Raw genomic sequence first — 26,046 nt, 5'->3', positions numbered from 1 at the left:
ATGTGTCACATATTATTTCCCAAAATAGTAGCTTATAATTACAACGGCAATAGCTATATAGCATTTGTTAAATTTGATACTTTGTTTCCTTATTTTTGTCCTGTTCCGAATTTTATTTTGCTTTATATAGCCTTTTTGTTATTTAAATGGTAAGTAAATAGACTAAAACCTAATTCGGTATACGGTACATATTTATGCAAGCATAGTAAATTTTGCTGGTTTTCTTCCTAAAATGAGTCGAAGGGTAAAAAAACTTGTAAAAAAGAAGGCCCGGTAACCATTTGATTACCGGGCCTTCTTTTGCTTGCGACACTTTTAGTTATCGGCTGTTACAACACCTTCAGCTAGCACGGTAATTTTATTGTTGAGTACCTCGACTACCCCGCCTTTAATAATAATGACCTCAATATCTTTGTTCGTACGGATAATAACCTGGCCGTCTTCTAAGGTAGAAATAATGGGGGCGTGATCTTTCAAAATCTCGAAAGAGCCAGCGCTTCCCGGTACGGTTACAGATTGTGCCTGTCCGCTGAATATTGATTGGTCTGGTGTAATAATATTAAGTTCCATATATATCAGGTAATGCGTATCGGGCTTGTGGCCCGATACGCGATACTATCATTTTTACGCGTTTGCTTCTTCTAAAAGCTTTTTACCTTTTGCAATAGCGTCTTCTATGCTGCCTACCAAGTTAAATGCGGCTTCTGGATACTCATCAACTTCGCCATCCATGATCATGTTGAACCCTTTAATGGTATCTTTGATATCGACGAGTACGCCTTTTAATCCTGTAAACTGCTCTGCAACGTGGAAAGGCTGCGATAAGAAGCGTTGTACCCGGCGAGCGCGGGCTACTACCAGTTTATCCTCTTCCGACAGCTCGTCCATTCCTAAGATGGCGATGATATCTTGCAGCTCTTTGTAACGTTGTAAAGTTTCCTTAACACGTTGAGCGGTGTTATAGTGCTCTTCTCCCAAGATAGTAGGATTCAAGATACGGGAAGTTGAATCCAATGGGTCTACTGCCGGATAGATACCTAGCTCGGCTATTTTACGCGACAATACAGTAGTTGCATCTAAGTGTGCAAAAGTAGTTGCCGGCGCGGGGTCGGTTAAGTCATCCGCCGGTACGTATACTGCCTGTACAGAAGTGATGGAGCCTCTTTTTGTTGAAGTAATACGTTCCTGCATTAAACCCATCTCGGTCGCTAAAGTCGGTTGATAACCTACCGCCGAAGGCATACGGCCTAATAGCGCGGATACTTCCGATCCTGCTTGTGTGAAACGGAAAATGTTATCGATAAAGAATAAAATATCCTTTCCAGCACCTTCGCCGTCTCCATCGCGGAAATATTCAGCGATCGTAAGGCCAGAAAGTGCAACCCGTGCACGAGCACCGGGAGGCTCGTTCATCTGACCGAAAACGAAGGTGGCTTTTGATTCTTTTAAGGCTTCTGTATCTACTTGCTCCAGATTCCAATCGCCTTTCTCCATGCTATGTAAGAATTCATCACCGTATTTGATAATACCCGACTCGATCATTTCACGAAGTAAGTCGTTCCCTTCACGGGTACGCTCGCCCACACCAGCAAATACCGATAGTCCGGAATAAGCTTTCGCGATGTTGTTGATCAATTCCTGGATGAGTACGGTTTTACCTACACCGGCACCGCCAAATAAACCGATTTTACCGCCTTTAGCATAAGGTTCCAGCAAATCGATTACTTTGATACCTGTATAAAGTACCTCGGTTTCAGTAGAAAGGTCTTCGAATTTTGGAGGTAAATTGTGGATGGCACGTCCGCTTGATTTATCGAGTTCTTTAATACCGTCAATGGCATCTCCAACTACGTTAAACACACGGCCCTTAATATCGTCGCCAATCGGCATCTTGATAGGAGCTCCTGTATCTTTTACAGGCATGCCACGAACAAGACCATCGGTAGAATCCATGGCGATAGTACGTACGCGTTCTTCTCCCAAATGTTGCTGAACCTCTAAAACGATACGTTGTCCGTTTGCTTTTTCGATTTCCAATGCGTCGAAAATTTTCGGTAATTTAGCATCGCCTGCGAAGCTGACGTCTACTACTGGTCCGATTATTTGCGCTATTTTTCCGGTGTTGGACATATAAAGAAAAATGTTTTTTAAATAATGTACAGATTTATTGCCATTTAAGGGCTTTATTTCGGATTGCAAAAATACGTTTTCTAGTGGAATATCAAATACTTAAATGAAAAGATTTTTTATTCCTGAAAATTGCTCATCGAAGGATGTGTATTCTGACGTGTATTACAGGTGTTTTTTGAGCTTTTTTCTTTGTAATCAATTGTTTATAAAGGAATTCAATGTGATGACATAGTTAGAACCTGAGATCGAATATTATTTTCTGCTCAGACCGCTTTGCAATGGTTAGATTCAACAAAAAAGGACCAAGGAATAGCGGACTATTTCGAGGAGTTTTTAGGAAGAAGATGGACGGTAACTGCGAAGCATTGATGAGGGCCTATGAATGCAGAAATGCCGAATAAACCTTCACAAAGGAACCTTGCCCAGGATGGTTGTTGTATTTCTGAGCTCATAAAGAATAGGCGAACCCGGATTTAAAGATTGTAAGTGCTAGGTGGCTTATGAAAGAAGTAAATTTGAAGCAGTGAAAAACAATTGTTCCGTAAAATGTCTTAGAGTTAAAAGAATGGATTAAATTGTCCGGTTTAAAGTCTGTCCCGGTGTAAGGACGATGTTAAATTGTATATAAATGAAAAAACTATTAGTTACAGGAAGCAATGGTTTACTTGGGCAAAAAATAACGGAGGCTATATTGAAGTATGAACAGCCGCCGTTTGAATATATCGCCAGCTCAAGAGGTGTCGATCGATATGGGGAGTCGGCCTATCTATACCTCGATTTGGATATCACCCAGTATGAGCAAGTGGCAGAAGCTATCGACCGCCATCAGCCGGATGTTATTATCAATACAGCAGCGATGGCAAATGTGGATGCCTGTGAGCGGAATCCGGAAAAGAGCTATGAAGTAAATGTAAATGCGGTATCGAATTTGGTCGGCATATGTGAACGAAAGAACATCCATTTTATCCATCTCTCGACCGATTTTGTGTTTGATGGTGAAGAAGGACCCTATGAAGAGGACGACCTTCCGAATCCGGTGAATACCTATGGCAAGCACAAGCTTACAGCTGAAAAGTTGATCCAACAGTCTACGTGCCGATGGTCAATTGTACGCACGATTTTGGTTTATGGCATCGTGCGCGACTTAAGTAGAAGCAATATCGTGTTATGGGCAAAGAATGCTTTGGAAAGCGGACAGTCAATCCGTGTAGTAAATGATCAATGGCGTATGCCGACCTTGGCCGAGGATTTGGCAAAAGCCTGTCTGACCATCGCTGAAAGAAGTGCTACCGGCCTTTACCATATATCGGGCAAAGACATGTTCAGTATCTGTGAAATTGTAGAAGCGGTGGCGGAGCATTATCACCTCGATGCTTCCTTTATATGTAAAGAGCAGTCAGCGTCGCTAGGTCAAGATGCCAGAAGGCCAAAAAGAACAGGGTTTATCCTCGAAAAGGCCTATGAACGACTTGATTATGTGCCGCACAGTTTTGGAGAAGGTTTGAAGTTGCTGGATGAGCAGTTAAAGCTTTTGCAAGCTTAATACTGCCGCATCGATTACATGGGTTTGGATCCGCGTTTTACTTTTTAAATTCGCCGGCTTTCGGCACTTAAAAGCGGACTCGTTAAGTTTTGTGTTATTAATTTCTCAATCAGGGTGTAAAACCTTATCTTTAACCTTTAACCTCAAAACTATTTAAACGTATGGATCCATCTTTATCTCCGATATTACTGATTGTAGGCGCTGTTATCGCGCTGTTTTTATTGTTATATGTATTGCCGGTGAACTTATGGTTTACAGCGCAGCTTTCCGGGGTACGCATCAACCTTTTAAGCTTGGTACTGATGCGGTTACGGAAGGTTTCCCCTTCTTTGGTGGTTAACGCCATGATCACCTCCACTAAAGCAGGATTAAACATTACTTCCAATGATATCGAAACACATTATTTGGCAGGGGGCAATGTGAATAATGTGATAAAAGCATTAATTTCTGCAGACAAAGCGAACATTCCTTTAGATTTTAAGTTGGCCACGGCCATAGATTTGGCGGGGCGGGATGTGTTTGATGCGGTTCAACTGTCGGTAAATCCGCGTGTGATCAATACCCCTCCGGTTGCAGCAGTTGCGAAAGACGGGATACAGCTGGTCGCGAAAGCCCGGGTGACCGTACGTGCGAATATTAATCAACTGGTTGGAGGGGCTGGTGAGGAGACCATTTTAGCCAGAGTAGGAGAAGGCATTGTGACGACGATCGGCTCAGCGGGTAATCATAAGGAGGTTTTAGAGAATCCCGATAGAATATCTAAGACGGTGCTGGAAAAAGGATTGGATAGCGGTACAGCCTTCGAAATCCTTTCCATTGATATTGCTGATATTGACATCGGTGAGAACGTTGGAGCGAAATTGCAAACCGATCAGGCGGAAGCCGATTTAAAAGTTGCTAATGCCCGAGCTGAAGAAAGAAGGGCGATGGCAGTAGCCTCCGAGCAGGAAATGCGTGCCAAAGCACAGGAGGCGCGCGCTAAGGTGATCGAAGCGGAATCGCAGATCCCGCTAGCGATGGCCGAGGCTTTCCGAAGTGGGAATTTAGGCGTGATGGATTACTATAAAATGCAAAATATACAGGCGGATACCGATATGCGCGAATCCATTGCTAAACCGGGTACTGAAAATAAGGGGAAGAATAAGTAATAGCTTAAGCTGCCGAAAGTCGGCCTATAGTAGGCCATTTCTCCTCTGATTATGAACTTTGGGGGCGTATTATAACGCAGCACTTACTACGTATAAATAAAACCTTTTCCTAACTTTGCCCACTATATGAGCAATGTGAGTCGACCCATTACAGATGGAGATGTACTTTACGAGGACAATCACCTGATCGCTATTAATAAACGTGCCGGAGATATTGTGCAGGTGGACGATACAGGAGATGAACCGCTTGATGAAAAGGTAAAGCAATATCTTGCCAAAAAATATAACAAGCCAAATGGCGCCTTTCTCGGTGTGGTGCATCGTTTGGACCGGCCAGTAAGTGGCGTTATCCTATTTGCAAAAACAAGTAAGGCTTTAGATCGTATTAATAAGATGTTCAAAAGCCGGGATATGCATAAAACCTATTGGGCGGTAGTACGTAATAGGCCACGGGAGGATGAGGGAACTTTGATCCATTGGCTTGTTAAAAATTCTAATAAGAATGTAACCAAAGCTTATGATCAGGAAGTTAAAGGAAGTCTGCGTGCGGAGTTGCATTACAAGTTGATCGGCGAACTGAATGGCTATTATTTAATTGAAGTGAATCCGGTAACCGGTCGACCTCATCAGATACGTGTGCAATTAGCATCCTTGAATTGTCCGATAGTAGGCGACAATAAGTATGGTTATCCTCGCGGAAGCCTAAAAAGAAGTATTTGTTTGCACGCCCGAAAATTGATTTTTGAACATCCGGTTAAAAAGGAAGAGGTCCAGATCTTTGCAAGCTTGCCCAAGGATGGCTTTTGGGAACGTTTTGAGGTTTTTAGTTAAGTAGCGAGTAGTTAATAGTGAGCAGTGAAGTAGTGAACAGTGAGTAGTGAAGTAGTTATACTAGGGCTCAGCTTGTACCATCCCTTCGGGAGGCGAGCTTTTTGACTTTTGAATTATTGATGTCTTGCTTATTTTAATAAGGCATCAATGAGCTCTTCGGGGTTTTGACTTTTTACCATCCCTTCGGGAGGCGAGCTTTTTACTTTGATGGGGAAGTTGTAGTAGGGACTAGTTAATAGGTGTTGGTAGGCGTTAACAGTTAGCGTTTAGGTATTAGATGTAAAACCGGCACGTCTGACAGGCTTTTTGACTTTTTACTTTTGAATTTTTACTTTATAAAGCATGGAACGAATTTGGATATACCAGGGAGCAAAGCCTTTTTCTGATGAAGAGGAGGCCTTCATTCTCGAGAAATTAGCTGCTTTTACGTCCCAGTGGAAAGCGCATAAGGAACAACTGGCTGCGAAAGTAGAAATTAGATATCATTTGTTTATCATCATCAGTGTCGACCAATCAGTAGCCCTACCGAGTGGCTGCTCCATTGATAAATCGGTTCATATATTAAAAGAACTGGAACAAACGTTAAACATCTCGCTTTTTGATCGAATGCAAATAGCCTATCGTCAGGGAGACGAGATTCGGGTTGTACCTCGTGCAAGCTTTGAGCGGCTGTTGGCGGAAGGACAAATTAACGAAGACACGTTGGTCTTTAATAATATGGTTGATAACCGAAACGATTTGATAACTAAGTGGGAAGTTCCTTTTAAAGATAGCTGGCACGCTCGCGTATTTGCTTAGTTAGGGATTTTACTGTGCCCCATATAGCGGACGATCGTGTTGGCCTTTCTGTTAATGTAGGGCGTTGGTTTGGCGGGCGACCAGCGTCTTGGATTGGGTAGTACCGCAATAATAAGGGCGGCTTGCTTTTTCGTCAGCGAAGAGGGACCTTTTTTAAAATAGTTTTGTGTTGCCGCATATGCGCCGTAGAGGCCATCTCCCGTTTCGATGACATTGAGATAGACTTCCAGAATTCTCTTTTTGCCCCATAATAATTCAATGAGGATGGTAAAGTAGCTTTCAAATCCTTTTCGGACCCAAGAACGACCAGGCCATAGAAAAACGTTTTTTGCTGTTTGTTGACTAATCGTACTGCCTCCGCGCATGGCTTTGCCCGCCTGATTCTTTTCGTAAGCTTCTCGAATGGCCTTGATGTCAAATCCCACATGATTCATAAAATGAGCGTCCTCTCCTGCAATGGCTGCTCGCTTTAGGTTGTCAGACAAATCCTCGTAACTCACCCAACGCTTTTCGAGCTTCCAGTCTTTTCCATCTAATTTGCGTTCAACGCCGCGCTGCAACATAAGCCAAGTGATCGGCGGATTAATAAAACGTAATAGAAAGACCCAAGCCCCGGTAACGATGATAAAACATAAGGCTATATAGGCTAAAAACGGGCCGAATTTTCGCTCTCGAAGAAACGCTAATAATCGGTCTTTGACAGGAAACGCGCGCTTGCTCTTTTTATTTTTATACGAACTTTTCTTCCGAAATTGATTCTTTTTCGGCGTTCTTTTTATTGCCATTAGTAATAGGTAGTGTTGACTTTATCTGTAATCAGGGTGCAAACCTAAAAATAAAATATGACTATCCGATATTATATCTAACTAGAGGCAACCGCATTCAAATACAATAGCATGGTTGTGTTANTAACTAGAGGCAACCGCATTCAAATACAATAGCATGGTTGTGTTAAACCCAGAATACGCATTAGCTCATGAACTGCAATGAAATGCTCCTTTACATCCATTTCAATAGCTCATTCGCCATACCCCAGTATGTCTTATCCATATTTCATGCCTGTTTTTTCTGAGCGTGTTCGTTTTCAGAGGCCAGAAAGAACCTTTTGTACGAAATTCGTAATTCGTTTGCATACCTGCATGAAGGTTTTGGATCATTCCCTTTCGTTTTAATTCCCAACGCGTAATCTGGGTTAAAAGAGTTTAATTTGCGGTTTAATGGCAGCGACAGCGCCCAATACAAAAAGGTTAACTTAATAGACGAAAAAGCTAAAAAGGTTGAACAATAGTTCTTTAAGAATCGATATTTTTGTTTTGGTTCGGCCTAGCGCCTGCCGCTTATAGCCCTATACGCTAATATCCTATAATTTGAAGCAAATATATTATAAGAAACGTTTCCACGGGCCAGATAACTTTGTGGTCGTTCTAACCTTTATTTAAACGCCAAAGACGATTAACCGATTGTAATGAGAAAGAAAGAAAAGGATTTTATTCCCATCGCATTTATGCTATATCCCGAAAACGGGTCAATAGATTTTAATGGGCTCCGCCTTTTGCTGAAAAATTTAATGATACAATTTAAGTGTATACACCGTGGGCTTGGGATGCTTTTTCTACTTTTGAACTTATGTTTATCTTCTTTTGGTCAAAATAACTCTTTCGTATTAACAACCGATGCTTTAAAAGAACATGTGGCGTATTTTAACAGCATTGATTCGGAGGCCGTGGTAAATTTCATTCCAAACAGTCAGTCATTCAATTGGCTGGCCGAAAACATTCCCTTATTCGACTGTCCGGATTCCGCCATTGCACAAACCTATTACTATCGCTGGTGGAGTTTCCGCAAGCATTTAAAAGAGACCCCCGACGGTTTTATTTTTACTGAATTTATTGAGCCAGTGAAACATGAAGGAAAATATGGAGCTATCAGTTGTGCTCTAGGGCACCATATTTACGAAGGCCGTTGGCTGCGGAACCAAGCATATATCAAACAATACATCGATTTCTGGTTAATCAAAGAGCCGACATTTAAACCGTCTAAATTCCATTCTTTTAGCAGCTGGTTGAGCGACGCGGTATATAACTTATATCTGGTGCAGCAAAACAAAGAGCAGTTGGCAAAGTGGTTGCCTCTATTAGATAAAGACTATAAAAGATGGGAACAGGAACGTCAATTGCCCAGCGGATTATTTTGGCAATTTGATGTGAAAGACGGAATGGAGGAATCTGTAAGTGGCGGTAGAAGAATACAAAACAGAAGGCCTAGCATCAATAGCTATATGTATGGGAATGCCCAAGCTTTATCGGAAATGGCTAAATTATTCCGGATAGACAGTTTAGTAGATAAGTATAACCGCAAAGCAGACATACTTAAGAAATTGGTAGTGGACAGCCTTTGGGATCGAGAAAGAAAGTTTTTCAGCACGCGTCATCCAGATGGTCAATTAGCCGCAAGGGAGGCGATCGGGTTTATCCCCTGGTATTTCAACTTACCGCCTGATGAAAATGAATACGCGGAAGCATGGCTCCAACTTACGGATACTGCAGGATTTGATGCGCCTTGGGGTATAACCACCGCAGAGCGAAGGGAACCTACATTCCGCACACGCGGCACAGGGCATAGTTGTGAATGGGATGGAGCTGTTTGGCCCTTTGCTACGACACAAACCTTAAAAGCATTGTCAAATTGGCTAACGGCGTATAAACGGCACCAAAAAGTAGACGCGACGGTTTTTTTTGAAAAGCTTCGTCAATATGCAGTTTCTCATCAAAAAGACGAAAAACCGTATATCGGTGAATATCAGGATGAGAAAACAGGTTACTGGTTGAAAGGAGACAACCCTCGAAGCACTTTTTATAACCATTCCGGATTTTGTGATTTAGTAATCAGTGATCTGATAGGCTTAAAACCGGCTAATGGAAGTCGTATAACTGTAAAACCGTTGGTGCCTGCTGGTGAATGGGACTGGTTCTGTCTGGATAACCTATCCTACCAAGGCAGAACGCTGACGATTCTATGGGACAGAACCGGCGAGCGATATGGCCGAGGGAAGGGATTTCTGTTATTCGTGAATGGTAAACGCGTCGCTTCCAGCAAGAATCTGGGCGAACTGAACGCTAAAATCAATTAAAATGCGCTGCTTATATCTCTTACTAAGTTGTATATTGTTTTCTTCCGCCGCACAGGCTCAGCTGACATTGAACGTGTTAGACTTTGGTGCAAAAAATGATAGCTCAGCCCTCGCAACTCCTGCTATTAAAGAAGCCATTACAGAAGCCTCGCAGGCCGGCGGTGGAACGATTTATTTTCCCCCGGGGACGTACCTGACGGGCCCCATTCACTTAAAAAGCAATATTACCTTATTTATTGAGGCCGGGGCGGAACTGTGCTTCAGTGATGATTTTGATCATTACTTGCCGATGGTGCCGAGTCGATGGGAGGGAACGATGGTTACCAATTTTTCTCCTTTGATTTATGCCTATGAAGCCGAAAACATAAGCATTATCGGCCGGGGTACACTCAACGGAAATGGAAAGAAATGGTGGGCTTATTCGGAAGTTCACGTCAAGAATTCCCCGGAATCCAAGTGGCAGAAAGAATTCCATAAGCTGAATAAAGATGTATTGCATCCGGATTTACCAGGCTGGGTAGAACGAGGCTTCTTAAGACCTCCCTTTATTCAGCCCATGCATTGCAAAAATGTTCGTATAGAAGGGATTACCATTAAAAATTCTCCCTTTTGGACGGTCAACCCCGAGTTTTGCGATAATGTCACCGTGGACGGGGTAACCATCAACAATCCGCCCTCACCGAATACCGACGGCATCAATCCCGAGTCCTGCGCCAATGTACACATCTCCAATTGCCACATCAGTGTTGGCGATGATTGTATTACGATTAAGTCGGGGAAAGACCGTTCGGGGAGGAAAGAAGCGCGCCCTGCCGAGAATTATACCATTACCAATTGTACCATGTTATCCGGTCATGGCGGCGTCGTAATCGGTAGTGAAATGTCGGGCGACGTTAAAAAAATCGTTATTAGCAATTGCATTTTTGATGGTACCGATCGTGGGATTCGTATAAAAACCGCCAGGGGCCGAGGTGGCGTTGTCGAAGATATTCGGGTGAGTAACATCGTGATGAAAAATATTAAACAGCAGGCGATCGTGTTGGACATGCAATATGCCAAAACGGATCTTGAGCCCGTTTCCGAACGAACGCCGCAGTTTAGGAATATTCACTTAAGTAATATTACGGCGCAAGGCAAGCAAGCAGGTTATTTAAACGGACTGGAAGAAATGCCTATTGAGAATGTTTCTTTTAGCGACCTCGTCATGGAAACGGAGGAAGGCTTCGACGTACGGGCTTCTAAAAATGTAGCATTTACGAACGTCTTCATTAAACCGTCTATCGGCTCTGCAATCGTAGCCACAGACGTAAGCGGTTTACAAATAAACGGACTTCGAACGGCCGCCACTTTTAGTGGAAATGCGGCGTTGAAATTAAATAATGTAAAGCGGGCTTTTATTAGCAACTGTTTCGTTATGGAGCCTATAAAGACTTTTCTCGAAGCAGCTGGAAGCCAAACGGAAGCAGTGTTACTCAAGTCAAATGACCTCCGCCTCGTTCAAAACCGCTTGTTAATAACAGATGCCCCAAAAAATGCCATTATATTAGAAGAATGAATCAGATTAAAAAATATCGCCGCTTTTTTTTTCTTGTCGCATTGTTCGCATTGCTAACAAATAAACTGTATGGGCAAGATTTAAGCTTATGGTATGATCGGCCAGCTGTCGAATGGACCGAAGCGCTTCCCATAGGGAATGGAAAATTGGGAGCCATGGTTTTTGGCGGCGTAGAGGAAGATAGGATCCAATTTAATGAATCCTCCTTATGGACAGGAGGGCCTAGGGACTACAATCAAGCAGGAGCGAAGGATTACCTTGCTGAAATACGAAAACTATTAGCGGAAGGCAAACAGAAAGAAGCGGAAGACTTGGCTGGTCGTCACTTTATGGGTACTAAAACAACGGCGGATCCGCCGGAACCTTGGTTAGCCAAACTAAGAGACATCGAACGTTTACCTCAAAATCCTTCGCAAGAACATTTTGATGATAGGCAATGGCGCGTAATGGAAATTCCTACGTATGATGGATGGGAAAAGGCCGGTTTGCAGGGACTGGATGGTGCTGTTTGGTTGCGAACTAGTTTTGATGTTCCGAAAAGCTGGGTCGGACAGGATTTGGTAATCGATCTGGGAAAAATAAGGGATCAGGATTTTACGTACGTTAACGGAAAAATGGTCGGAACTACCTACGATGCGAATCAGGGTAGACAATACACTATCCCCAAAGAGTTGGTAAAAGCACACAATCAACTTGCCATCCAGGTAATCAATTATGACGATAAGGGCGGTTTGGTGGGTTATAAGGATCAAGCACGCAAGCTAAGGGTATATCGTAAAGACGGCAATGACGATGCAGGTGTTGAGCTGACAAGCAGCTGGAAATATTGGATACAGAACGATGAGGCTCCCCCGGTTGGCAAATATCAGGAAGCTTATCAGCCTTTTGGCGATTTATGGCTTCAATTCAAGCCACATGCGTCTTACTCAAATTATAGACGGGAGCTCGATCTGGAGCGGGCAATCTGCAAAACGAGCTATCAGGATAAGGGAGTTTCATACGAACGGACGTATTTCTCCAGCGCAGCGGATGAATGTTTGGGCATTCATTTAACAGCAGATCAACCTGGAAAGATTAGCTTTACGGCATCGCTCACTTCTCCTCATAAAGCCTATACCGTCCGGAAAGTAGACGATTCCACGATACAATTTGCCGTGCAGGTTAAACACGGTGCTTTAAAGGGGGAGGGATTCCTAAATGTCCGTCACAAAGGTGGAACGCTTCGGGTTGCTGGCGGAAAAATCGAAATGTCGGGAGCGGATGAGGTAACTTTATTTCTAACAGCAGCAACGAATTACAAGAATTATGACGATGTTTCGGCGAATGCCGTGGAAATAGCCGGATTGCGACTGAAAAACGTAAGGAATAAAACCTATGATCAAATAAAGCAGGCACACATTCGCGATTACCAACAGTACTTCAATCGGTTCTCGCTAAACTTCGGGACGGAGTCTGCTCCCGCCATACCGACCGACAAGCGAATTGCTCAATTCCTGGATGGGCGTGATCCAAGTTTGTTGGCTTTATTTGTTCAATACGGACGTTACCTTTTAATCTCCAGCTCGCGCCCCGGCGGTTTGGCCCCTAATTTACAGGGCATATGGAACGATCTGCTATCGCCCCCTTGGGGAAGCAAGTATACAACCAATATCAATGCAGAAATGAATTATTGGCTAGCAGAAAGTACCAACCTTTCTATGTTACAGGAACCTCTCTTCCGCATGATAAAGGACCTTAGCATAACCGGACAGAAAACCGCAAGCGTATACTATGATGCGCCTGGATGGGTGCTCCATCATAATACCGACTTGTGGCGTGGGACTGCGCCGATAAACAACCCAAACCACGGTATATGGGTAACAGGAGGAGCCTGGTTATGTCAGCATTTATGGGAACATTTTCTCTACAGCGGCGATAAGCGCTTTTTGCGCGAGCAAGCCTATCCTATAATGAAAGCTTCTGCCTTATTTTTTGATCATTTTTTAATTACAGATCCTAAAAGCGGGTGGCTGATCAGCAGTCCGTCAAACTCTCCGGAGCAAGGAGGTTTGGTTGCAGGGCCAACGATGGACCACCAGATTATAAGGCAGTTATTCAGAAATGTAGCCTCGGCAGCAACTACTCTCGGCGTAGATGAGGGATTTGCTGCACATTTGTTAAACAAAAGTGCCAAAATAGCACCCAACCAAATTGGGAAGTTCGGGCAGTTGCAGGAATGGCTGGAAGATGTGGACGATCCTGATAATAAACATCGGCACGTGTCGCATCTCTGGGCAGTATATCCGGGCAGTGAAATCAACTGGAAAGATAGTCCGAAATTAATGCAGGCAGCAAAAAAATCCTTGATTTTCAGAGGAGATGGTGGGACGGGATGGAGCTTGGCATGGAAAATTAATCTGTGGGCCCGTTTTAGAGATGCCGAACATGCTTATAAGATGGTCAGCAGGTTGCTGAGTCCGGAGGCGACGGGTGGGGGCGTATATCCCAATCTTTTTGATGCGCATCCACCCTTTCAGATTGATGGAAACTTTGGTGGCGCAGCCGGTGTGACAGAAATGCTGGTACAGAGCCATCTAGATGCTATTGATATACTCCCAGCCTTGCCAAACGCTCTTAATACCGGTGCAGTTAAAGGAGTCTGTGTGAGGGGCGGTTTTGAGTTGAGTTTTCAATGGAAAGAAGGAACCTTAACGCAATTGGAAGTACGCTCGCTGTTCGGCGGAAGCTGTTCAGTCCGATACCAGGATAAAAAAGTCCAATTTCAAACAGAAAAAGGGCAAAGATATGTATTGGATGGAAGCCTGAAGCTTCGTTAAATATTCAAATGAGGAGCTAATTGTTGGCTACCATGGTGAAGGGTACCGCAGGTTTAGCTTCTAAGCCTGTTGATGTCTTTTTTTTCAAAGAGGATCTAAGTGATTTTTCATATTGTAAAACGATTACGAAAACATGCATAGCATCAAGAGCAGCCTTATCTGTATACTGATCCTTATTAATTTTCAGTCGCTCGCACAAGAAGCCCGTAAGCGATATGATTTATCAAGAGATTGGCTAAGTGTGATGCACGAGACCGACTCATTGGCTTATTGGGGTTTCGAAAACAACGAATACAAACCAGTAGATTGGACGAGAATCGAAGTGCCCCACAATTGGGATACCTATGCGGGGTATCGCCGCTTAGTCCATGGCAACCGGCATGGCTACGCCTGGTACCGAAAGAAGTTCCGAATTGAAAAAGAGGGCGATCATAAACGTTATTTCCTTTATTTTGAAGGTGTGGGATCCTACGCTTCCGTATGGCTAAACGGAAAGAAGGTGGGCTACCACGCAGGAGGGCGAACTAGCTTTACGCTGGATATCAGCGATGCGATACGATTTGATGAAGACAATGTCCTTGCTGTACGAGCCGATCATCCGGCAGCTATCCGTGATCTTCCCTGGGTATGTGGAGGTTGCTCGGAAGAACGCGGCTTTTCCGAAGGTTCACAACCATTCGGCATCTTCCGTCCTGTACAATTATATGTTACCGACGCAGTCCGCATCGAACCCTTTGGTATTCATATCTGGAACGATACAACGGTTAGCTCAAAAGATGCCACCTTAAACCTTCATACAACGGTTAAGAATTATAGTCGGAAAACTGAAGAGCTAATGGTAATTCAACAAGTGAAGAATGCCCATGGACAAGTATTGGCGGAGGTAAAACAAAACCAGGTTTTAGCGGGAAAAGATACTGCTAAGGTGAGGCAAGTGATCCGGCTGCGCGATTCGGTTAACTTGTGGTCGCCTAAGCAGCCTTATCTCTATACAATTGTGACGCAATTATATGCAGGGAGTAAACTTGTAGATCAGGAGGAAACGGCCTATGGCATTCGTTGGATAAGTTGGCCTATTGACAGAAAAGATAGCGATAAGCGATTTTTTATTAATGGGGAACCTTTTTTTATCAATGGAATCGCCGAGTACGAGCATTTATTAGGCGGTAGTCATGCTTTTGGTGATGAGCAAATAGACGCACGGGTACAGCAAATACGATCAGCTGGCTTCAATGCCTTCCGGGACGCACATCAACCTCATAATTTGCGCTATCAGCAACACTGGGATAGCTTGGGTATATTGAGCTGGACCCAGCTGGCGGCTCATATCTGGTTTGATAACGACGCCTTTAAAGCGAATTTTAAAAAGCTACTTAGAGATTGGGTTGTCGAGCGGAGAAATAGTCCCTCGGTAATATTATGGGGCTTGGAAAACGAAAGCACCTTACCCGAGGATTTTGCAAGGGAATGTACGGAACTTATTCGGGAATTAGATCCTACAGCCTCTTCCCAAAGGAAGGTAACCACCTGTAACGGAGGAAGCGGAACCGATTGGGACGTGCCGCAAAACTGGACGGGTACTTATGGTGGCGATCCGATGACATACGACCAAGATTTAAAAAGACAGGTTTTGGTTGGAGAATACGGTGCCTGGCGCACTATTGACTTTCATGCAGAGAAGCCTTTTACCAAGGAAGATGCCAACACAGAAGATCGGATGCGCGAGCTGATGGAAACCAAAGTGCTACTCGCCGAGCAGGTGAAAGACAGTGTGGCCGGACACTTTTTTTGGTTGTTCAATTCGCACGACAATCCCGGCAGAATACAGGGAGGTGAAGGTGTTCGGGAACTTGACCGTATCGGTCCGGTAAACTATAAAGGACTTTTTACGTCTTGGGATGAGCCAACCGATGCTTACTATATGTTTCGCGCAAACTACGTGGATGCCAACCAATCGCCAATGGTGTATATCGTTTCACATACCTGGCCAAATCGCTGGACAAGCCCCGGAGAAAAGGATAACATTACCGTTTACTCAAACTGTGATGAAGTAGAGTTATTTAATGATGTAGAAGGGCACTCCTTTGGGAGAAAGAAAAGAAAGGGAATTGCCGAGCCCTTTGTCTGGAGTAAAGTGCCCGTTCAGTTCAATGTATTGCGGGCAAAGGGATATATAAAAGACAAAGTAGTGGCAGAAGATCTGATTGTATTGCAAGGGCTGCCGCAATCCCCCACTTTTAAGCAGTTGTATACGGCTGAAGAGAAGGTGAAAGATGCCGACGGATACGCGTATATTTATCGGGTAAACTGTGGTGGCCCTCGTTATGTCGAGGCCAAGGGAAAGGTATGGGAAGCTGATAGACAGTGGACTTCCAATGATACTTGGGGATCTTTATCCTGGACTGCTGATTTTGATAACCTGCCCGCGGCTTTCGCCAGTCAGCGGCGCACCTTTGATCCTGTAAAAGGCACCCAAAACTGGTCGCTCTTGCAAACTTTCCGCTATGGGAGAGATAAGCTCAGTTTCCAGTTTCCGCTGCCAGATGGCGAGTATCTTGTAGAACTGTATTTTATCGAACCATGGTTGGGAACAGGAGGAGGCTTGGATTGCAAGGGATGGCGGCTTTTTGATGTCGCTATCAATAATGAAATCGTAGACAGCAATGTCGATATATGGAACGAAGTAGGGCATGATGCGGTATTGAAAAAGAGCTATAAGGCAAAAGCGAAAGACGGGCAATTGCTTATTGATTTTCCGCGGGTGGCATCTGGGCAAGCGGTGGTATCGGCAATTGCAATCGCTGCAAAAGCCGAGGTGAGAGCCGCGAAAGCGGCGTCTCTTATTGTCCAACAAGCGGCTTTTGATGGCGACTCCGTTCTTTTAGAGCCATCGACATGGCTTGATATCGGCGATCAAGTGTTTACAGGAAAGACCGATTATTTTACGGATATTCCAGCTAATCTTTTTGGCGCTACGTGGCTGCGATTTGCTGATAATTCAGCAGATCAGCGCAGATCGCTTTCTTTTCGTGTCTCTAAAGCGGCTGACGTGTTTGTTATGGTGCCGAAGTCGAATGATAAACATGCCGTTAACTTATCGGGCTATGAAGATACCCAAACAGTAATAGCAAGTGCCGGAGAGACCAACTCAACTTGGCGTGTTTATAGAAGGCGTTTCGACGACAATAGCTTGGTGAGGCTATCATTTGGCGGAGATAAGCCTCCATTAGCGCCTGTTATAGTTGTGCCGGTAAGCGATTTGCAGTCGGCCCACGATTTAAAACCCAGTGTTACTTATAAGCCGGCTACAGCGCAATTATCTGAAGAAATCATTCCCGTTCAGTATTTAGAAAAAGAGGCGCTTAAACTTCCCCAAAAGGGAGCTTCGCAGATCACTTGGCCAATAAAAACGGGTGTCGCCGATACCTACAGTATGACTATTAGATATGCGAATGAACTACAAGAAGCTATCGATGGAACATTGACCCTGTGCATGCCCGACGGCACGATTTTACATGAAGAAAAGGTTCAATTTACATCTTCCCGTATAGGAAAATGGAGTTATTTGTATAGCCAGACGGCTACTATGATCAATGCCGGACAGTACCTGTTGAAATTGAAGATATCGCCAGCAAAGGGCTTGATTATTTCGAACCTGGAGGTTCAATAGGGTCAAGAATTTAAACAAGCTGTTAAACTGATTCGGCTGCAATCGATTCCGATAAAATGTGATGCGGTGCTATGCTAACATTCTATAATAAGTAGATAATAATCGCTAAAAATTTACAATAGTAAGCCTTGATATTTGTATTACTAACCAGAAGGGAACTAAGTATAATATAAACCTGTTCCATAAAAATAAGAGAAAATGGAAGGATGAATAATTTTTCTTGCATAAAATGTCATTATAACACTACTTTGTGAAATTAACCAATATATTACCATGAAGGATTTTCAAAAAAAACATCGAATAATTTTAATTGCCATCTTATTTTTGACGGCCTTTATATCAGGGACATATGCGGTTGAACAAGACGATTATACGCAGGTTATCACTAAAAGAGCGCAAAAGATCGTCGACAAACTGCAATTGGATCCTAAGAAGTCCATCGTTATTCGGGATATCATTGTACAACAATACAGGGACCTAAATGCAATACATACCGATAGAGAACAAAATGAAAAAGCTCATCAGTTGACCGGAGATAAAAGTGAGGAAAAATTGGCTAAACTTCATGGGAAATACTTAAAGCGTTTGGGTAAGGAACTAAATGAAGAACAGATTGAGCAGGTAAAAAATGAAATGACTTATAATGTGCTGCCGATTACCTATAAGGGCTACTTAGAAATGCTTCCAAGTTTAACGGAGCAGCAAAAAGCACAGATTCTTGCCTATCTTACGGAAGCACGTGAAAAAGCGATGGATGCGGGATCCTCAGAAGCGAAACATGCTTGGTTTGGTAAGTACAAGGGGAAGATCAACAATTATCTGTCGAAAGAAGGCGTGGAAACAAAAATTGCACGACAGGTTTGGGAGGAGAAGTTAAAGGAACAGCAACGGGGACAACCTAATTAATTCGCAGCAACAACCAAGCGTATTACTAACTAACCAAATAAAAATTAGATAACCAAACCTTATGAACTTTTTAATAAAAGAACCAGTTTCTGGCAGGGGCAAGCTCGTTTTATGGTGGCTGGTATGGTGTAGTATAATACCCATTTCGCAAACGTGGGCGACATCGAAGTCTATTCCAACCAGCAAAGGAAGAGCGCTGTTTGCGGCACGGATCAATATTCAAGGGACCGTAAAGAATGAAAAGGGTGAACCATTGCCCGGTGTAAGTATCAAGCTCAAGGGTAGCAAAACGACCACTACAACAGATCAGAATGGGGTGTTCCGATTGAATTTGCCCACAGGGAATGAGGTCTTGATCTTTAGTTATGTAGGGTACAAATCGAAGGAAATTGCTTTGGGCGGCCAACGCGCCATAGAAGTAGTTTTGCAGGAAGATAACAGTGCTTTAGATGAAGTAGTTGTAGTGGGCTATGGCACGCAAAAGAAAGCACATCTGACAGGGGCTGTGGAAACAATAACAATGAAAGATATTGAGGATTTACCTGTTAGTAATGTAGGGGCTGGTTTAGCGGGCAGAATATTAGGCGTGGGCGTAAGCGGGGGTACCGCACGCCCTGGTGTTCCGGCAACGCTTAGACTTAGGAATCCGGTGTCTATATCGAAAGATGGAGGTAATGATCAGCCACTGTATGTCATCGATGGAATTATTCAAGTCACCTCTCAAGGTATGCCAGACAATACGCTTTTTAATAGCCTGACTAGTGCCGAAATCGAAAGCATCAGCTTTTTGAAAGACGCTGCTGCAGCAATATACGGATCGAGAGCGGCTAATGGCGTTGTGTTGGTGACAACAAAAAAAGGCACTAAAGGTGCACCACGGATTAATTATAGCGGCTCATACGCTATTAACGACGAGGTTTATCGAACAAAGATGATGAGCGCTTATGATTTTGCAATGTACATGAACATCATGAACGGGCCAAACGGGGCGAATCAACAGCGGGAGGAAGATTATTTTTTTAGCGATGATGAGTTGGCGCATTTTAGGACTATCAATCATGATTGGCTAGATCCAGCATGGTCTTCTGCCTATAACACACAACACTCCATCAATGTCAGCGGAGGCTCTGATCGTGCCACTTATTTTTCCAATGTAACCTATTTTAAACAAGACGGAAATTTGGGTACCCTTAACTATGATCGTTGGAATTTTCGAGCAGGCTCGGATGTACAGGTAAGTAACAATTTCAAGGTGGGTTTGCAGGTTTCGGGAAATTATGTGAATAACGTAAAGACATGGAACAAAGTGGCTGGTGAGAATGACAACAATGATTATAAAACCTTGTTGACCATTCCGCGCTATATTCCTATGTATGTGGACGGTTATCCGGTAAAAGTTCCAGGAACTAATAATGATTTGTCTCAATATCATTTTTATGAAATACAGCGTCTCAATAACCTAAATACAGGGGTCACGAAAGGTATGACAGTGAATGTAAACGCGGAATACCAATTACCTTATGTAGAAGGTTTAGCTGCGCGCTTGAACTACGGACTGAATCTGGGAAATACGAACGCACAGCGTATCGGTACCACCTATACGCTATATCAATTTGACAGGCTCGGTCAGTTTAATCATATTTATGATGGAGCGACTACGAATGGGGAGGTAAATGTTAAAAACGAGAATCGGCTATCTTATATCAACGAAAATAGTAAGTCCTATCAGCTGAATTTTTCACTTAATTATGCCCGGACATTTGGTGATCACGATATCAGCGGATTATTCAGTGTTGAAAAATCAGAGGCGGAGTCTAATAGACAGGATGTGTCAAAGGATGATCCGATTTTGCAAAACAATGGCCAGTTTAATTCGGCTTTTGGAGAGATCGGCGGTGATGCAAGGGCTTATGAATCCGGCGCCTTGTCATACATCGGTCGACTGAATTACGCTTATAAGGATAAATATTTAGCGGAGTTCTTATTCCGTACAGACGCTTCCACCAAGTTTGCGCCCGAGAATTATTGGGGTCGGTTTTACTCAGGATCAGTAGGGTGGGTGCTGTCGCAAGAAGATTTTTTCAATGCAGAATGGGTTGACTTCCTGAAAATACGTTATGCCTTTGGTTTGCTTGGTAAAGACGATACACAAGCTTGGCTTTGGCGGCAACGTTATACGACCCAAAATGGTCAGGGCGCTGTTTTCGGTGGAAATAACGAGAACACAATCGGGATGAAGTTGGAGAAGTCTCCCAATCGCGACGCGACTTGGAGCGATGAATTTAAAAATAATATTGGGATTGATGCTCGATTTTTGGACAATCGACTCGCTGCCAATATTGAGGGATTTTATAATAAGTCGACGAATATGCTAATGGAGCCGACTGGGAATATTCCCGTTACTGTAGGAGGATCTATCGCTTCTGTCAATTTTGGAGCCATGGATTCCTACGGTATTGAGATTGGAGCTGGCTGGAGTGATCAGATAGGCAACGATTTCAATTATGGCATTGACTTGCGGTTCAATTGGTATGATGATAAGGTTAAAATCGGGAATTTCAATGACGTCGATTTGTTGAAGCCCTGGATGCCAAAGCCCGGTCAATCGAGCGATTACGGGATGTGGGGGCACGACTATCTTGGAATGTTCAAAACACAAGCGGATATTGATGCATACGTGAGCGAATACGGTATTACACAAGTGTTTGGTACGAATGCAGCTGACCTAAAGCCGGGAATGTTTTATTACCGCGATATACGGGGACAATTACAGCCAGACGGAACGTATTCCGGCCCCGACGGTATTATTGATGAGAATGACCAAATTAAGTTGGCTAATAAACAGAACAGCCACTATGGCTTTGGTACGACCCTTCGCGCTTCTTATAAGTCGCTAAGCTTTTCTTGTGTAATCAGTGGTTCTTGGGGAGGATGGTCTGAAATTGATGGTGCATCACGTAACAAATTAAATAACCAAATCAGTAGGATCTTTGAAAGCCGACCTGTGTTTTGGGGAGATATATATGATCCGGTATTAAATCCAACAGGTGTATATCCGAATCCAAATTGGGAGAATATCAGCTTAGCACCAACTTCGGAATTTTGGCGAGTAAGCTCTTTCAGAATGCAGATGAGAAGTTTCAACGTTAACTACAATTTGCCTAGGCAATTGGCTGATGCGATCAAGGTGAGCAATGCGCGGATATTCGTGTCTGCGATGAACCCCATAACGTTTTACAACCCCTTCGATTTTAAAGATGCAGATTTAGCTTATGATAGTTATCCAAATCTGCGCACCTATTCTTTAGGCCTAAATATAACCTTTTAATGCAATAACCATGAAAAGATATAAGTTAACCAGCCTGATACTGCTTGTAGTCGGTTTGATAAGCGGCTGCAAAAAGGATTTTTTGGAGGAGAAGAGAGATTTTACCGGCTATAATGAAGAAGTTTTTGCGGATCCGGTATTGGCACAGGCCTATGTGGATTATGTATATGGCTTGTTTTTGCCAAATGGAGGTAATAGCCAGTCGCTCATGTGGAACTTGGCAACCGGCGGTAGTACTTTCAGTCAGACTACAGAAGAACTAGCCGGAGAAAATGATTTCAATAAGCCCTGGGCACGTGTATCCTACCTACAAAGCCATGCGCTGCCTTATTTTGGAAGAAGAATCAACTCGAGTATCAATAATACTACATGGACTAGGCTGCGGCAAATCAATATATTTATTGATGAAATTGATAATCATGGGTTAGATGCTTCGGTTACCGGGCCTCTGAAAGGCCAACTTTATTTCTGGAGAGCTTTTCAATATTTTGATATGGTGCGTCTCTACGGCGGAGTACCTATTGTATTACATGTACAGAATGCATCTCCTGATAACAACGAAGCCAATTCGGTGCCTCGAAGCAAGACTTCAGAGTGTATTGAACAGATTATTGCTGATTTGGATATGGCGATGTCGCTATTGCCAGGTTCTTGGGATGGCTCCAATTGGGGGCGCATCACAAGCGGCGCTGCAGCCGCGTTGAAAGGTCGGGTTTTGTTAACCTGGGCAAGTCCGCTTTTTAATAGAAATGATGATGTTACTCGCTGGGAACGGGCTTATCAAGCCAACCAAGAAGCAAAAACTTTGCTTGAGTCGAATGGGTTCGGGCTTTACAAAAAAGGAGATTTGACAAATGGAGAAGCTTGGGCAAGCATGTGGTTTGAAGAAGTAAATAACCCCGAAGCAGTGCTTGTCTATGGTTTTAATGATCGAACAACCGATCAACTTAAGAAAAACAACTTTTGGGAGAAAGCGGTTCGTCCGAAAGAAGTGAATGGAGACGGCTCTATATCACCCACCCGTCAAATGGTGGAGGCTTTTCCAATGAAAGATGGAAAGATGCCGGAGCAATCGGCCTACACCTATGATGAAAAGAAATTTTATAAAAATCGCGACCCCCGATTTTACAAAACCTTTATTTATAATGGCGCACCTTGGCCTTACAATGATAATCCCAACTATATCCAGTGGTCGTACCGTTGGTTTAACAACAACGATATAGCCGAAGGTGTACCCGATTTGACCACCGAGACACGAGGAGCGAATAACAGCGGTATTTATCTGTGCAAAGCCAGCAATTTAAGCGCCGCTTTAGGCGTGTCAGGGCGTTTTGAAGAAAACGGCACGGATGTGATGGAAATGCGTTTTGCGGAAGTCGTACTGAATCTCGCGGAGAGCGCTATTGGGGCGGGTCATCTTGCCGAAGGATTGGAAGGAATCAAAACTATTCGGGAACGTGCCGGGGTTGAGAATTTAGATGGAAACTATGGGGTGACTGCTACAGGAAGAGATGAACTGTTTGCCGCTGTATTAAATGAAAGGAAAATAGAATTTGCTTATGAAGGCAAACGCTTTTGGGATTTAAGGCGCTGGATGCTTTTCGATCAGAATAGCCCAACGGTAAGTCGTTTAGGCTTGCAAGAGCAGGCTTTGAACGGCACTAGAAGGACCGGCTATTATTTCTTAGTTAAAAATCAGGACGGAAGCTATTATGTAGGAGAGCAAGACCCCATGATTGCCGGTGATTCAAATGCTCCCGTGATCGACAGGAATCCAGAAAACTATCCTGCCGGGATAGATAACTATGAGGAATATTTAGATTATTTATATGATAACTACTTTGAAATTACCGTAAAAGACGACTTGGATCGAACAAATGCAACGCCTACCTGGCAATTTACCTGGTACGATGAATATTATTTTTTTGGTTTGAATGAAGATATATTAAGCGGTTCTCCCTATTTGGAGCAAACACAGGGTTGGGATGGTATCAACGGTATGGGCACTTTCGATCCGTTGCAATAATAGACGACCTGGAGTGCAAACTTGCTGGCAGTTGACTATTCTTTTTTGTAATACATTAGTTTAATTTTTGGTGATCTGCGGTACAACTTGGATGGTTGTGCCGCTTTTTTGTTTCATCCCTATGGGCGCGGGCAGAGACTTGCGTCACTATATGTTATGGTGTTCGTGTTAAAAGAAGGTTATTTTATCGACTTTTCTTGACAAAAGTCGAGCAAACCGAAGAGCGGAGCATAGGATATTGACTAGTTTAGTTTGTGCGACAATAAAACTTTCTGATACACTATTGAATGTCCATTGTAGAATAATCGACTAATCGGAGTACGATTACAATGAATGTAATAAATTTGTGAAAGATAATATATTATAATATCGCGTCAATATACTATAAGATATTTCGTGTCAAGTTGACGATATTTGATACTGTAAGTTAACCAATGGCCCTTACTTTCGTGAGTCAAATAGACGGCCGGCCTTAGCGTAAATATGATAAACTGATGAAGAGACTTTTTTTAGTATTACCTTTTTTTATTGGGATCGTTGCTACAACTTACGCCCAATATCCAAAAATACCACAAGATGTGAAGCGGAGGAGTGATTCGATGATGAAGGCTGCTGAATGGCAATCTGAAATTGCGTGGCAGAAGGCCTTGCCAATTATTGAAGAAGAAGCTAAGAACGGGAAGCCTTACGTCCCATGGGCGTCAAAGGCAATTGATTTGCCGCAGTCCGATATCCCGGCATTTCCGGGGGCTGAAGGTGGGGGAGCCTACTCATTTGGTGGACGTGGAGGAAAGGTGATTGTAGTTACCAGCTTAGCCGATAGTGGTCCGGGGACTTTGCGCGAGGCCTGCGAGCAAGGGGGGGCACGTATCGTTGTCTTTAATGTTGCAGGAATCATTCGCTTGAAAACGCCGTTAATTATCCGGGCTCCCTATATCACAATTGCTGGTCAATCCGCTCCGGGCGATGGTATTTGTGTAGCTGGTGAATCGGTTTGGATCAACACCCATGACGTAATTATCCGTTTTATGCGTTTCCGTCGAGGAGAAACCTGGGTTGGACGAAGAGATGATGCCATCGGTGGAAATCCGATCGGAAACATTATGATCGATCATGTTTCAGCAAGTTGGGGACTGGACGAAAACATGTCCATGTATCGGCACATGTATAATGACAGTACGGGTAAAGCGTCGGAAGAGAAGCTTGGAACCGTAAACATTACCATTCAGAATTCAATCTTCTCAGAAGCCTTGGATACCTGGAACCATGCCTTTGGTAGTACCTTAGGGGGAGAGAACTGTACTTTCATGCGAAATCTTTGGGCAGATAATGCCGGTAGAAATCCTTCTATCGGTTGGAACGGCGTTTTCAACTTTGCCAATAATGTGGTGTTTAACTGGGTGCATCGTTCAACCGATGGAGGCGACTATAAAGCCATGTATAATATCATCAATAATTACTACAAACCCGGTCCGCTCACACCGAAAGATTCACCCGTAGGCTATCGGATTATTAAACCGGAATCGGGTAGAAGCAAACTGCCTTACGTGGTGTTTGGTAGATTACATGTTGCCGGAAATATTGTGGAAGGGAATGAACGGGTTACCAAGGACAACTGGGATGGCGGTGTGCAGATCGAGGGGAAAGACGGAAATGAAATGAGCTTGGAAACAGCTAAACCTTATTTTGCGAAAATGCGCTATGATAAGCCCCTTCCGATGCCTGAAATCAGTATCTTACCTACCAGGGAAGCATACGATTATGTCTTAGAGCATGTGGGGGCAACACTTCCAAAAAGAGATCCGGTGGATACACGCGTCATCGAGCAGGTAAGAACAGGAAAGATAAACTACCTAAAAAATGTAAAATTGCCGGAGACGCAATTTGAACACCGTCGCTTGCCAATTGATTCTTATAAACAGGGTATTATTACCGATATTAATCAAGTAGGTGGCTATCCCGAGTATAAAGGAGCGCCTTATACGGATAGCGACAAAGATGGTATGCCGGACGAGTGGGAGAAGAAGAACGGATTAAATGCAAATGATCCGAGCGATGCATCGAAATATGCAGCAAATGGCTATACCAATATTGAAAATTACCTGAATAGCTTGGTAGACATAAAAACAGTGACACCCGCTTTAGTAAAGAATTAAGATTATCGC

General features: G+C 43.5%; 15 protein-coding genes. 12 read left to right on the top strand and 3 right to left on the bottom strand.

All coding sequences use genetic code 11. From position 1 onward, the window contains the following. Window positions 1-315: 315 nt before the first annotated feature. Window positions 316-570 (bottom strand): ATP synthase F1 subunit epsilon, encoded by a 255-nt coding sequence (gene atpC / locus EPX21_RS05055; RefSeq protein ID WP_134088585.1) that lies wholly within the window; start codon window positions 568-570, stop codon window positions 316-318. 54 nt (window positions 571-624) lie between these two features. After that, the gene (gene atpD, locus EPX21_RS05050) at window positions 625-2,130 is read right to left on the bottom strand and encodes a F0F1 ATP synthase subunit beta (protein WP_134088584.1); all 1,506 of its coding nucleotides are present in this window, start codon (window positions 2,128-2,130) and stop codon (window positions 625-627) included. Between the two features lie 628 nt (window positions 2,131-2,758). Here atpD and EPX21_RS05045 point away from each other — a divergent pair. From EPX21_RS05045 to EPX21_RS05030, 4 genes are all read left to right on the top strand, one after another. Continuing rightward, window positions 2,759-3,673, top strand: a complete 915-nt coding sequence (locus EPX21_RS05045) for an SDR family oxidoreductase (RefSeq protein WP_134088583.1) — start codon at window positions 2,759-2,761, stop codon at window positions 3,671-3,673. A 161-nt stretch (window positions 3,674-3,834) separates the two neighbouring features. Further along, window positions 3,835-4,821: a flotillin-like protein FloA gene (gene floA / locus EPX21_RS05040; protein ID WP_134088582.1), complete on the top strand. Its 987-nt coding sequence runs from the start codon at window positions 3,835-3,837 to the stop codon at window positions 4,819-4,821. A 126-nt stretch (window positions 4,822-4,947) separates the two neighbouring features. Beyond that, window positions 4,948-5,652, top strand: coding sequence for an RluA family pseudouridine synthase (locus tag EPX21_RS05035; RefSeq protein ID WP_134088581.1), 705 nt, complete (start codon window positions 4,948-4,950; stop codon window positions 5,650-5,652). 342 nt (window positions 5,653-5,994) lie between these two features. After that, entirely contained in the window at window positions 5,995-6,450 is a 456-nt protein-coding gene (locus EPX21_RS05030; protein WP_134088580.1) for an ABC transporter ATPase, read from the top strand. On the opposite strand, the gene mtgA is transcribed toward EPX21_RS05030, so the two are convergent. Beyond that, complete coding sequence (gene mtgA / locus EPX21_RS05025; RefSeq protein ID WP_206106000.1) at window positions 6,447-7,235, bottom strand: monofunctional biosynthetic peptidoglycan transglycosylase; 789 nt, start codon at window positions 7,233-7,235, stop codon at window positions 6,447-6,449. The two genes, EPX21_RS05030 and mtgA, sit on opposite strands and share 4 nt — an antisense overlap. 680 nt (window positions 7,236-7,915) lie before the next feature. Here mtgA and EPX21_RS22595 point away from each other — a divergent pair. The 8 genes from EPX21_RS22595 (at window position 7,916) to EPX21_RS04985 (ending at window position 26,037) form a co-directional block, all read left to right on the top strand. After that, a complete protein-coding gene (locus EPX21_RS22595; RefSeq protein WP_240768517.1) occupies window positions 7,916-9,580 on the top strand; it encodes a glycosyl hydrolase family 65 protein in 1,665 nt (554 codons plus the stop codon). Window position 9,581: 1 nt separating this feature from the next. Beyond that, entirely contained in the window at window positions 9,582-11,135 is a 1,554-nt protein-coding gene (locus EPX21_RS05015) for a glycoside hydrolase family 28 protein (protein WP_134088579.1), read from the top strand. Next, on the top strand, window positions 11,132-13,951 hold the full coding sequence (locus EPX21_RS05010) for a glycoside hydrolase N-terminal domain-containing protein (RefSeq protein WP_134088578.1): 2,820 nt from the start codon (window positions 11,132-11,134) through the stop codon (window positions 13,949-13,951). The genes EPX21_RS05015 and EPX21_RS05010 overlap by 4 nt, the downstream gene beginning before the upstream one ends. Before the next feature lie 133 nt (window positions 13,952-14,084). After that, window positions 14,085-17,621, top strand: coding sequence for a malectin domain-containing carbohydrate-binding protein (locus EPX21_RS05005; RefSeq protein ID WP_134088577.1), 3,537 nt, complete (start codon window positions 14,085-14,087; stop codon window positions 17,619-17,621). 273 nt (window positions 17,622-17,894) lie between these two features. Then, window positions 17,895-18,527, top strand: coding sequence for a DUF3826 domain-containing protein (locus EPX21_RS05000; RefSeq protein ID WP_134088576.1), 633 nt, complete (start codon window positions 17,895-17,897; stop codon window positions 18,525-18,527). 61 nt (window positions 18,528-18,588) lie between these two features. After that, on the top strand, window positions 18,589-21,855 hold the full coding sequence (locus EPX21_RS04995; RefSeq protein WP_134088575.1) for a SusC/RagA family TonB-linked outer membrane protein: 3,267 nt from the start codon (window positions 18,589-18,591) through the stop codon (window positions 21,853-21,855). A gap of 10 nt (window positions 21,856-21,865) precedes the next feature. Beyond that, the gene (locus EPX21_RS04990) at window positions 21,866-23,881 is read left to right on the top strand and encodes a RagB/SusD family nutrient uptake outer membrane protein (protein WP_134088574.1); all 2,016 of its coding nucleotides are present in this window, start codon (window positions 21,866-21,868) and stop codon (window positions 23,879-23,881) included. Between the two features lie 494 nt (window positions 23,882-24,375). Next, the gene (locus EPX21_RS04985) at window positions 24,376-26,037 is read left to right on the top strand and encodes a polysaccharide lyase family 1 protein (protein WP_134088573.1); all 1,662 of its coding nucleotides are present in this window, start codon (window positions 24,376-24,378) and stop codon (window positions 26,035-26,037) included. Window positions 26,038-26,046: the final 9 nt, after the last annotated feature.

Source organism: Olivibacter sp. XZL3, from assembly GCF_004368405.1.
Classification (GTDB): Bacteria; Bacteroidota; Bacteroidia; order Sphingobacteriales; family Sphingobacteriaceae; genus Olivibacter.
Note: the sequence above shows the minus strand (reverse complement) of the source record. Positions and strands in the feature narration are given on the sequence as shown.